Origin of the sequence: Mycobacterium sp. 1465703.0 (assembly GCF_001672975.1) — a bacterium.
Lineage (GTDB): Bacteria > Actinomycetota > Actinomycetes > Mycobacteriales > Mycobacteriaceae > Mycobacterium.
Window position 1 is genome coordinate 1 of sequence record NZ_LZKU01000074.1, and the last position, 12,805, is coordinate 12,805.

A 12,805-nucleotide genomic window follows, 5' to 3' on the forward strand; every position below is an offset into this window, starting at 1 on the left:
GTGGTGCCCGAGGTGTAGATGACGTAGGCGATGCCGTCGGCGGCGGGCGCCGGAAGCGGCGTGCCGGGCTGGTCCTCGATCCGGACGTCCTCGATATCGATGACGGTCAAGTCGGATCCGTTCAGCCGCGACCGCAGTCCGGCGGTGGTGACGGCCGCGATGGGCGCGGCGTCGTCGAGCATGAACCGGATCCGGCTGCGTGGGGCCGCCGGGTCGATCGGCAGGTAGGCCGCGCCGGTCTTGAGCACCGCCAGGATCGCCACGATCGCCCGCGCCGAGCGCGAGAACAGCAGCGCCACCGACTCTCCCGGTCCCGCGCCCTGCTCGATGAGCAGGTGCGCCAGCCGGTTGGCGGCCTCGTCGACCTCCCGGTAGGTCATCGACGAGCCGCCCCAGCTGATCGCCACCGCGTCCGCGCGGTCCGCGACCTGCGCGTCGAACAGGGCGGGAATCGACGGCAGGCCGCGCAGTGGCCGGGCCAATACCTCGCAGTTGCCGACCTCATCGAGGCGGGCGCGCTCCGTCGCGTCGAGCAGGTCTATCGACGACAGCGGCCGGCCCGGGTCGGCGCTCATCGCCCGCAGCACCCGCTCCAATCGTTCGCTGAGCGCCTCGACGGTTGCCGTGTCCACAACGCCGGTGTCGTACTCGACGCGCAGCCCGAGTTCCTCGCCGGACAGGGCGGCCTGCATGGTCAGTGGATAGTGGTTGCGCTCGAACATGTTGACGTCGGCGATGGCCAGTTCGTGGTCGACCGCCATCGCCGAGCTGTCCAGCGGATAGTTCTCGTAGGCGAACAGGGTGTCGAAGAGCTTCTCCTGACCGCTGATCCGGTGGATCTCGCTGAGCGCCAGATGCTGGTGGTCGAGCGTGTCGGCCTGACCGCGCTGCAGCTGGGTGAGCAGCTCGGTCGTGGTGGTCTCGGCCGTCATGCGGGCCCGCACCGGAATGGTGTTGATCATCAGACCCACCATCGATTCGGCGCCGACGACCGCGGCGGGCCGTCCCGACACGGTGGTGCCGAACGCGACGTCGTGCTGTCCGGTCAGCCAGGCCAGCAGCTGCGCCCATGCGGCCTGCAGCACCGTGCTGACGGTGGTGTGGCTGGAGCGGGCCAGTTCGCTGAGCGCCCGGGTGGTCTCGGCGGACAGGGCAAACGATCGGACACCGCGGCTGCCGAGCTGCAGCTGTTGTGGTGGCCCGACCAACGTTGGGCCGTCGAAGCCGTCCAGCAGCTCACTCCACGCCGCGCGTGCGGCATCCAGGTCGCGGTCGGCCAGCCAGGTGACGAACCTGCGATACGGCGCGGGCGCGGGCAGCCGCTGCCCGGTGTAGCACGCGAACGTTTCGTTCAGCAGGATCGGCACCGACCAGCCGTCGAGCACGATGTGGTGAATGGTGAGCACCAGCCGGTGCCGGCCGTCGCCGGTGCGGACCAGCGCCGCGCGAACGGCCGGCCGGTCGGCCAGGTCGTAGACCGCGGCGCGCTCGGCCGCGCACAGCCGCTGGAGTTGTTCTTCGGGCCGGCTGCCGTTGGCCTTCAGCTCGAGATACCGCCACTCCATCGCGGGATTCGCCGGGATGATCTGGACCGGCTCGTCGAACTGGTCGCAGAATCGGGCCACCAGGTGCGGATGCCGGCCGACCACGGCGTGCATCGCATCGCGCAGCCGGTTGGCGTCCAGCGGGCCGGTCAGGTCGAGGTCCAGCTGCACCACGTACAGATGGTCCTCGCCGCCCCGCGTGGTGTTGGCGTGGAACAGCAGCCCCTCCTGCAGCGGGGTCAGCGGCAGGACGTCGGCGATCCGCATTCGCCGCTCGAGCTGGTCGATCTGCAGCTGGCTCAACCGGGCCGGGACGATGTCCGACGGCGTCAACCCGCCGCCGCCGTGGCGCACGTGCGCGCAGATTCCGGCCAGCGCCTCGAACCACAATCGGCTCAGCCGGGCGACCTGCTCGCGGTCCAGCGCCGAGGCCGCCCAGGTCCAGTTGGCATGTAGCTGCGGGCCGTCCTCAGTGTCCATCGTGCCGGCGTTGAGGTCCACGGTGTGCATCAGTGGCATCGGTACCGCGGTGCTGGTGGCGGTGGCCGACGAACCGCCCGGGCTGATCCGCCACAACTCGTCGGAGAGCTCGGCCACCGCGCCGCCCAACCGGCCCAGATAGTTGAAGCCGATCGTCGGGTCGGAGCCGTCCAGGTCGACCTCGGCGCTCAGGTAGCGCAGCAGCCCGTAGCTGAGTGGATCGGGCAGCGCGCGCAGTTGCTCTTTGGCGTCCTTGATCAGCTCGCCTAGGGGCGGCGCGCCGGTCGTGACCTGCTCCCAGGACAGCCCGCCGACGTTCAGTGCCACCGGATATTTGGTGGTGAACCAGCCCACCGTGCGCGACAGATCCACCCCCGCGGCCAGTTCTTCGTAGCGGCCGTGGCCCTCGACGTCGATACCGATCGGCGAGCCGGCGTTATCCAGGAACTCCGCCCAGGCCAGCGCGAACCCGATCAGCAAGATGTCGTTGACGCCGGCGTGGAATGCGGCCGGTGCCTCACCCAGCAGGGTGCGGGTGGTCTTGGCGTCCAGCGTCACCGACATGTTCTCGGCGGTCTGGTAGGTGTCGGCGTCGGGCCGTACCGCGGGCAGGGCGGGCGGCGTCGCCGCGACCCGCCGCCAGGTATCGGCCTGCTCGAGCACCGAAGGCGACGACGCGTGCTCGGTCAGTAGCGACGCCCACCGGGCGAACGACGTTCCGCCCGTGGGCACGGCGATCGGTTGGCCGTGGTGATGCTGGCCCCAGGCGATATTGAGGTCCTCCAGCAGCACCCGCCAGGACACACCGTCGATCACCAGGTGGTGGATGATCAGCACCAGCTGGCCGGTGGAGGCCACCCACAGCCCGCTGAGCATCACCCCGGCGGCCGGATTCAACCGCGACCGCGCCTCGACGACCGCGGCGTCGGACAGCTCGTCGACCGAGTGCAGCTGCTGGGCCGCATCCACCGACCCTGGCTCGGGGACCTGCAGCGACCACTCGCGGCCGCCCTCTGCCGAACGGTCGTCGACCCGCAGGCGCAGCATGGCGTGCCGGTCCAGCAGGGCCTGCAGCACGGTCACCACGTCGGCCTCGGTGACACCGGCCGGGGCCTGCAGCACCATGGTCTGGTTGAACTGGTCAACCGGGCCGTCCACGCTGCGCAGCCATTCGATGATCGGTGTGGCGGCGACGTCGCCGACGCCCTCGTCGGCCACGCCGTATTCACCGTCGGCCACACCGGCTACCCGGGCCAGCCGGGCGACGGTCTGCTCGGTGAAGATGTCGCGCGTCCGCAACACCAGGCCGGCGGCCCGCGCCCGGGTCACCACCTGCATCGAGGAGATGCTGTCGCCGCCCAGGTCGAAGAAGGAGTCGTCGATGCCGACCCGGTCGACGCCCAGGACTTGGGCGTAGATGCCGGCCAGCGTCTCCTCGACGGGGGTGCCGGGTGCGCGATAACGGTCGACGTCGCGGTATTCGGGTGCCGGCAGCGCGCGCGCGTCCAGCTTGCCGTTGGGTGTCAGCGGCAGCGCCTCGAGCGCCACGACGGCCGTCGGCACCATGTAGGCCGGCAGCCGATCGGCCAGCCGGGCACGGATCTCGACCGGGTCCGCTCCCCCGGTGATGTAGCCGACCAGGCGCTTGTCACCGGGCCGGTCCTCGCGGGCGATGACCACACCCTGGTCGACGCCGTCCAGCGCGGACAGCGCCGAGCGGATCTCGCCGAGTTCGATGCGGTAGCCGCGGATCTTGACCTGCTCGTCGGCACGGCCCAGGTACTCCAGTTGCCCGTCGGCGCCCCAGCGCACCAGGTCACCGGTGCGATACATGCGTGATCCCGGCGCCCCGAACGGGCAGGCCACGAACCGCGACGCGGTCAATTCGGCCCGGCGCCAATACCCGACCCCGACCCCGCCGCCGGCCACATACAGCTCGCCGACCACGCCGGGCGGCACCGGTCGCAGCGATTCGTCCAGGACGAACACGCCGGCACCGGGCACCGGTGAGCCGATCGGCACCACCGGTGATCCCGCCCGCAAGGGTGCGGAGATCGCCGCGTACACCGTCGTCTCGGTCGGGCCGTAGGCATTGATCATCACGCGTCCGGGCGCCCACCGGTCCACCAGCTCGGTCGGGCAGGCCTCACCGGCCACCACCAACGCCGCCTGCTCAAGCCCCTCCGGCGACAGCACGTCCGCCGCGGACGGGGTCTGGCTGATCACGCTCACCTGCTCGGCGACCAGCAACGCGTGGAAGTCCGAGGGCGACCGGACCACCGAGTCGGGGATCACCACCAGGCGCCCGCCCTGCAGCAGCGCGCCGAAGATCTCCCAGACCGAGACGTCGAAGGCCAGTGAATGCCATTGCGACCACACGCCGTCGCGGGGCAGGCCGGACTCACCGGACGCCAGCAGCCCGGCGACGTTGCGATGGGTGACGGCAACACCTTTCGGGACACCGGTGGTGCCGGAGGTGTAGATCAGGTAGGCGATGTCGTCGGGACTCGGCGCCGGCAATGCCGTCGACGGCTGGGCCGCGACGGCGGCATCGTTGACGTCCAGGACGACGACGTGATGGCCATACAGCCGCGCGGCCAGCTCGGCGGTGCTGATCGCGACGATCGGGCCGGCATCGGCGAGCATGAACCCGATCCGCTCCGCCGGCAACCCCGGGTCGATCGGCAGGTAGGCCGCACCGGCCTTGAGCACGCCCAGGATCGCCACGATCGCCTCGGCCGACCGTCCGAACAGCAACGCCACCCGCTCGCCGCGGCTCACCCCGATGCCGGTTAGCCGGTGGGCCAGCCGGTTGGCGGCCTCGTCGAGTTCGCGGTAGGTCCACGAGCGGCCGTCGCAGCGCAATGCCACCGCATCCGGGGTGCGGGCCACTTGCTCAGCGAACAACGCCGGAACCGACGCGTCGGCGGTCACCGGGGCGGTCAGCGCCGCGCGGTTACCGAGGGCGTCCAGGCGGGCGTGCTCACGGCGGTCGAGCAGATCCACCGTCGACAACGCGCGGGTGGGATCGGCCGTCATCGCCTCGAGGACTCGTTGCAGACGCCCAATCAGCGCCCGGATCGTCTCGGCGTCGAACACGTCGGTGCGGAACTCCACTCGCCCGCCGATGCCGGCGGGCTCGCTGTCCTCGCCCCAGCGTTCGGCCAGTGAGAAGACCAGATCCATGCGGGCAACCTGGGTGTCCAGCGGTATCGACGTGACCTGCACGTCGCCCAGGGTCAGCCCGACACCGGGGTCGCTGTCCTGCCCGGCGAAGTTCTGCCAGGCCAGCATCACCTGCACCAGCGGGTGATGCGTCAGACTGCGGGTCGGGTTGACCCGCTCCACCAGCACCTCGAACGGCACGTCCTGATGCTCGAACGCCTCCAGGCTGCGGGTGCGCACCCGCGCCAACAGCTCGGTGAAGCTCGGGTCGCCGGCCAGGTCTACCCGCAGCACCAGGGTGTTGACGAAGAACCCGACCAGATCGTCAAGCGCCGGGTCGCGCCGGCCGGCGATCGGGAACCCGACCGCAACATCGGTGCTGGCGCTGATCTTCGACAGCAGCACGGCAAGGGCGGCCTGCACCACCATGAAGCTGGTGGAGTTGTACTCGCGGGCCAGCTCAGCGACTTGCTGCTGCAGGTCGGCAGGCCAGTCCACCCCGACGGCCGCCCCGCGCTGATCGGCGATCTGCGGGTAGGGCCGGTCGGTGGGCAGCTGCAGCCTTTCCGGCATGCCGGCCAGCGCGTCCTGCCAGTAGGCGAGCTGCGCGGCGATGCGGCTGCTGCTGTCGGCGAGCTCACCGAACTGGGCGCGCTGCCACAGCGTGTAGTCGACGTATTGCACCGCCAACGGCTCCCAGTCGGGAGCCTGCCCGGCGCACCGGCTGGCGTACGCCATGCCCAGGTCGCGCACCAGCGGCCGCAACGACCAGCCGTCCGCGGCGATGTGGTGCACCACGGCCACCAGCACGTGTTCGTAGTCGGCGATGCGGAACAGCGACGCGCGCAACGGGATCTGGGTGGCCAGGTCGAAGGTTTCGCGGGCCGCGGCGTCGATGGCCTCGCGCAGTCGGCTCGCCGACCAGCCGCGGGCGTTCACCGTCCGCCAGCTGAGATCGGCCGGCCGGAACGGGAGCACCACCTGCTGGGGCGTTCCCTCGGGCGCGGCGAACACCGTCCGCAGGCTTTCGTGGCGGCCCACCACGTCGGCCAGCGCCGCACCCAGCGCCCCGACGTCGAGGCGTCCGTGCATCCGCAGCGCCGCCGCCATGTTGTAGACCGGGGACGGCCCTTGCAGCTGGTCCAGGAACCACAGCCGGCTTTGGGCGAACGACAACGGCACCACCGCCGGACGCTCGCCCGCCACCAGCGGGTCCAGCCTTCCGGTGTCCTCACCGACGCGCGGCGCCAGCTGGGCGACGGTAGGTGACTCGAAGATGACGCGCACCGCGACACCGACGTCTAGGGCGCTGTTTACGGCCGCGATCACCCGCATCGCCGAGGTGCTGTCGCCGCCGAGGTCGAAGAACGAGTCGTCGACGCCGACGCGTTCGACGCCGAGCACGTGGGCGTAGATGCCGGCCAGGATCTCCTCGGTGGGGGTGGTCGGCGAGCGATACCCGGACGCGGAGTATTCGGGGGCCGGCAGGGCGCGGATGTCGAGCTTGCCGTTCAGCGTCATCGGCAGCGCGTCGAGCACCACCACCGCCACCGGGACCATGTAGCCCGGCAGCCGCTCGGTCAGCTGGGCGCGGGCCTCGGCGGGATCGGCGGCACCGGTGATGTAGCCGACCAGCCGCTTGTCGCCGGGACGGTCCTCCCGCGCGATGACGACCGCCTGGTCGACACCGTCGAGGGCGGCCAGAGCCGAGCGCACTTCGCCGACCTCGATGCGGTAGCCGCGGATTTTGACCTGCTCGTCGGCGCGACCGAGGTATTGCAGCTGCCCGTCCGGACCCCAGCACACCAGGTCCCCGGTGCGATACATACGCGATCCGGGCTCGCCGAACGGGCAGGCGACAAACCGTGTCGCGGTCAGCCCGGCGCGACGCACGTACCCGTATCCCACCCCGCGACCGGCGACATACAGCTCGCCGACTACTCCGGCCGCCACCGGGCGCAGCCACCCGTCCAGGACGAACAATGCCGCTCCGGGCACCGGCGAGCCGATCGGCGGTGCGCCCGATCCCGCGCTCAACGGCGTGCTCGTCGTCGAGAAAATCGTGGCTTCGGTCGGGCCGTAGACATTCACCATCACCCGTCCGGGCGCCCAGCGGTCCACCAACTCCGGCGGGACCGGTTCGGCGCCGATCACCAGCGCCGCGGAGTCCAGGCCCTGCGGCGAGAGCATGCGCACCGCCGAGGGAGTCTGGCTCAACACGGTGACCTGCTCGGCGACCAGCAGGGCGTGGAATTCCATGGGTGAGCGGGCCACCGAATCGGGCACCACGACCAGCCGCCCGCCGTGCAGCAGCGCACCCCAGATCTCCCAGACGGAGAAGTCGAAGGCATACGAGTGGAACTGTGTCCACACCTGGTCGGCGGACAACTCCACGCCAACCGACTGCGCATCGAACAGCCGGGTCACGTTGCGGTGGCTGACCGCCACGCCCTTGGGCACACCGGTGGTGCCCGAGGTGTAGATGATGTGCGCGACGTGTTCGGGCGCCGGCGAGGGCAGGGCGGTGCTGGGCCGGCGGCCCACGGCGCGGTCGTTGATGTCGATGACGATCAGCCGGTGCGCATCCAGCTTGTCCCGCAGTGCGGCGACCGTGATTGCGGCCATCGGCGCGGTGTCGGCGAGCATGAACGCGATGCGGGCCGCCGGTAGCGCCGGGTCGATCGGCAGGTAGGCCGCGCCGGTCTTCAGTACCGCCAGGATCGCCACGATCGCGTCGGCCGAACGTCCGAACAACAGCGCCACCGACTCACCCGGGCCCACCCCGCGGTCAATTAGCAAGTGCGCCAACCGGTTCGACTTCTCGTCCAGCTCCCGGTAGGACATCGACCGGCCCTGGAAGGTGACGGCCGCCGCCCGCGGGCTGCGCGCCGCCTGCGCGGCGAACAACGCCGGAATCGACATCGACTTCGACGCCGGCTGGGTGAGTACGGCCCGGTCGCCCCAGACGTCCAGTCGGTCGTGTTCGGCGGCGTCGAGCATGTCGACGGACGACAGCCGCCGCGCCGGGTCGGTCGTCATGACCACCAGCACCCGCTGCAGCCGGTCGATCAGCGTGGTGATTTGCGCCGAATCGAAGACGTCCGTGTCGTATTCGACCTGCAGGCGCAGTTCTTGCCCCGGCTGCGCCTGCACCGTCAACGGATAGTGAGTGGATTCCCGGCTGGCGATGTCGGTGACGGCCAGCTCATGGTCGGCTGACAGCGCGCTGGCGTCGATCGGATAGTTCTCGTAGGCGAACAGTGTGTCGAACAGCTGCTCCTGGCCGGTGATGCGATGAATCTCGTTGAGCGCCAAGTGCTGATGGTCCAGCGTCTGGTTGTAGGCGCCCTGCAGTTGATCGAGCAGCTCGACGGTGGTGGTGGTCGCGGTGATGTTCGCCCGCACCGGCACCGTGTTGATCAGTAGGCCCACCATGGTGTCCGCGCCAGCGATTTCGGCGGGACGTCCGGACACGGTGGTGCCGAAAACGACGTCGCCTTGGCCGGTCAGGCCGCACAGCAGTTGCGCAAAGGCGGCCTGCAGCACCGTGTTGACGGTGGTGTGGCAGGAGCGGGCCAAATCGGTGATGGCCTGGCTCAGTTCGGCGGGCAGCGCGAACGACTCGACGCTTTGCGGCCCGAGCTCGGTGCGACCTTGGGGGCCGACCAGGGTCGGGGCGTCGAAGCCGGCGAACACCTCGGCCCAGGCAGTGCGGGCGGCGTCGAGGTCCCGTTCGGCCAGCCAGCTGACGAAGCTGCGGTAGGGCACCGTCGCCGGTAGCCGCTGGCCGTAGTAACCGGCGAAGATCTCCCCGAGCAGGATCGGCATCGACCACCCGTCGAGCACGATGTGGTGGTTGGTAAGCACCAGCCGGTGGCGGTCAATTGCGGTGCGTATCAACGCCACTCGGAAGGCGGGCGACTCGGCCAGGTCGCGGCAGACCGCAGCCCGCTCGGCGGCGCACAGTCGGTCTACCTGCTCGTCGACATCGAGGTCGCCGTCGAGTTCGACGTACTGCCAAGAGGCCGCGGGGTTGGCCGGGATGATCTGGACCGGCTCGTCGTACTGGTCGCAGAAGCGGGCCACCAGGTTGGGATGCCGCCCGATCATCGTCTGCACCGCGTCGCGCAGCCGGTCGGGGTCGAGTGGGCCGCTGATGCTGATGTTCAGCTGTCCCGCATAGAGGTCGTCGTCGGCCTGCGCGGTGTTGGCATGGAACAGCAGCCCCTGCTGGACCGGGGTCAGCGCCAGCACGTCGGCGATGTGGTGTTGTCGCGCAAGGTGATCGAGCTGCTGTTGGCTGAGCCGGGCGGGTGCGATGTCCGACGGGGTCAAGCCGCCGCCACCGGAACGCACGTGGGCGCAGATGCCGGTCAGGGCCTCGAACCACAGCCGGCTCAGCCGGGTGACCTGTTCGTCGTTCAGCGCCGACGGCGCCCAGGTCCAGTTGGCGTGCAGCTGTGGGCCGTCCTGCGAGTCGACGGTGACCGCGTTCAGTTCGAGGGTGTGCATCAACGGCATGGGTATCGCGGTGGCCGCGCGGGTCACCGACCAGCCGTCCTGCTCGGGCCGCCACATGTCGTCGGTGAGCTCGACCGCACCACCTTGGCGTCCCAGATAGTTGAAGCCGATCGTCGGGTCCGGCGCGTCCAGGTCGACCTCGGTGTTCAGATAGCGCAGCAGCCCGTAGCTCAGCGGGTCCGGGAGCGCCCGCAGCTGCTCCTTGGCGTCTTTGATTACCGCGCCCAGCGCCGCGCCGCCGGCAATCACTTGCTGCCAGGAGACGCCCTGCATCACAAGGGCCACCGGGTATTTGGTGGTGAACCAGCCCACCGTGTGGGACAGGTCGATGTCGCGGCCCAGTTCCTCGTGGCGCCCGTGGCCTTCGACGTCGATGCCGATCGGCGCGCCGCGGCTGCCGGCGAACTCCGCGCACGCCAGTCCGAACGCGATCAGCAGAATGTCTTGCACCCCAGCATGGAACGCGGCCGGCACATCACCGAGCAGCATGCCGGTGGTCTCGGCGTCCAGCTCAGTGGAGAGGTGCCCGGCCGTCACGAAGGTGTCCAGCTCCGGGCGCACCGCCGGCAACATCGCGGGGGCGTCCGCCACCCGTTTCCAGATGTCGGCCTGGCCCGCCAGCTCCGGATGCTGCGCATACTCGGCCAGCTGCGACGACCATCGGGCGAAGGAGGTGCCCGCCGTGGGCAACACCACCGGCTGCCCACTGTGGTGCTGCACCCAGGCGATATTCAAGTCCTGCAACAGGATTCGCCATGAGACGCCGTCGACGGCCAGGTGGTGCACGATCACGACGAGTTGACGGCTGCCGCTCGCCCACACCGCGCTGAGCATCACGCCGGCGGACGGGTTCAACCGGGTCCGCGCTTCGATGACCGCCGCGTCGGACAGTTCATCCACGGCGTGCAGGCAGGAGCGGGCGTCCACCGAGCCCGGCTCGGGCACCGTGAGCGACCAGCCGGTGGCGGGGTCGTTGTCGACTCGCAACCGCAGCATGGCATGGCGATCCAGCAGCGCCCGCAACACCGTGACCACATCGGCCTCGGTGACCGCGGCGGGGGCCTGCACCAGCATGGTCTGGTTGAACTGATCGACTCGGCCGCCGGTGTTTTCCACGTCTTGCAGCCAATGGATGATCGGGGTGGCGACCACCGGCCCGAGGCCCTCATCGGCGACCGCGGCTTCGGCGTCGACCACTTCGGCCACCCGGGCCAGCCGGGCCACGGTCTGTTCGACGAAGATGTCGCGTGTCCTGCACACCAGGCCGGCGGCCCGCGCCCGCGTCACCACCTGCATCGACGAGATGCTGTCGCCACCCAGGTCGAAGAAGGAGTCGTCGACGCCGATGCGCTCGAGGCCGAGCACCTGGGCGTAGATTCCGGCCAGGATCTCTTCAATTGCGTTGTCGGGGGCGCGATACCGGTCGGCGTCCTGATATTCCGGGGCGGGCAGGGCGCGGGTGTCGAGTTTGCCGTTGGGGGTGAGCGGCAGGGCCTGCATCACCACCACGGCCGTCGGGATCATGTAGGCGGGCAGCCGCTCGGCCAGCGCGGCACGCACCGCGGCCGGGTCGGCGGTGCCGGTGACATAGCCGACCAGCCGCTTGTCACCGGGGCGGTCCTCGCGGGCCACGACGACCGCCTGGTCGACGCCGGCCACCCAGGCCAGTGCCGCCCGCACTTCGCCGAGTTCGATGCGGTAGCCGCGGATCTTGACCTGCTCGTCGGCACGGCCCAGGTAGTCGAGTTGCCCGTCGGCGCGCCACCGCACCAGGTCGCCGGTGCGGTACATGCGCGATCCCGGCTCGCCGTATGGGCAGGCCACGAAACGCTGTGCGGTCAAACCGGATCGCTGCCAGTAGCCGCAGGCGACCCCGGCGCCCCCCACATACAGCTCGCCGACCACCCCGGGGGGTACCGGCCGCAGCCATTCGTCGAGCACGAACGACGCCGCCCCCGGCACCGGGGAGCCGATCGGCACCACGCCCGGCGATCCGGCCTCCAGCGGTGCGCTGATGGCCGCGTAGACCGTGGCTTCGGTTGGGCCGTAGGCGTTGATCATCGCCCGGTCCGGCGCCCACCGGTCCACGAGTTCGGATGGGCAGGCCTCCCCGGCCACCACCAACGTGACCGACTCCAGCCCGGCGGGTGACAGCGCACCGGCTGCGGACGGGGTCTGACTGAGCACGCTGACCTGTTCGGCCACCAGCAGGGCGTGCAGGTCTTCGGGTGAGCGCGCTACCGATTCGGGCACCACGACCAGTCGGCCGCCGTGCAGCAGGGCGCCGAAGATCTCCCATACCGAGACGTCGAAGGCCAGTGAATGCCATTGCGACCACACACCTTCGCGTGGCAGGCCCGAGGCTCCGGACGCCAGCAGCTGGGTGACGTTGCGATGTGTGACAGCAACGCCTTTCGGGACACCGGTGGTGCCCGAGGTGTAGATCAGGTAGGCAAGGTTCTCCGGCTCCGGCGGCGGCAGGGCGGTGGCAGGACGGGTGTCGATAGCGGGGTCGTTGACATCGATGACCGAGACGTCGTGGCCGTCGAATCGATCGGTCAGGTCCGCGGTGGTGATCGCGGCGATCGGTGCCGCGTCGGTGAGCACGAATCCGATCCGGGACTCAGGCAACGCCGGATCGATCGGCAGATACGCCGCCCCAGACTTGAGTACGGCCAGAATTGACACGATCGCCTCGGCCGACCGCGAAAACAGCAGTGCCACAGTCCGTCCCGGACCCGCACCAGTGTCGGTCAGCAGGTGTGCCAACCGGTTGGACGCCTCGTCCAATTCGCGATAGGTAAGTGTGCGGCCGTCGCAGACCAGCGCCACGGTGTCCGGGGTGCGGGCCGCCTGCGCGGCGAACAGCGCTGGAATGGAATCGGTTTCGGTTGCCGATCCGCTCAGCGCGGCGCGGTTGCCGAATTCATCCAATCGGGCGTGTTCGGTGTCGTCGAGCAGATCGATCGACGACAACGCACGCGCGGGATCGGCGGTCATGGCGAGCAGCACCCGCTGCAACCGAGCGATCAGCGCCTCGATGCCGGCCGCGTCGAACACGTCGGTGCGGTATTCGACCGTTCCGCCGATGCCGG

At 70.0% G+C, this 12,805-nt stretch carries 1 protein-coding gene; it reads right to left on the reverse strand.

Going from position 1 to position 12,805, the window contains the following annotated elements:
• Positions 1–12,805: non-ribosomal peptide synthetase (locus A5625_RS06930; RefSeq protein WP_156748011.1), on the reverse strand; the 12,805-nt coding region annotated here is incomplete at both ends.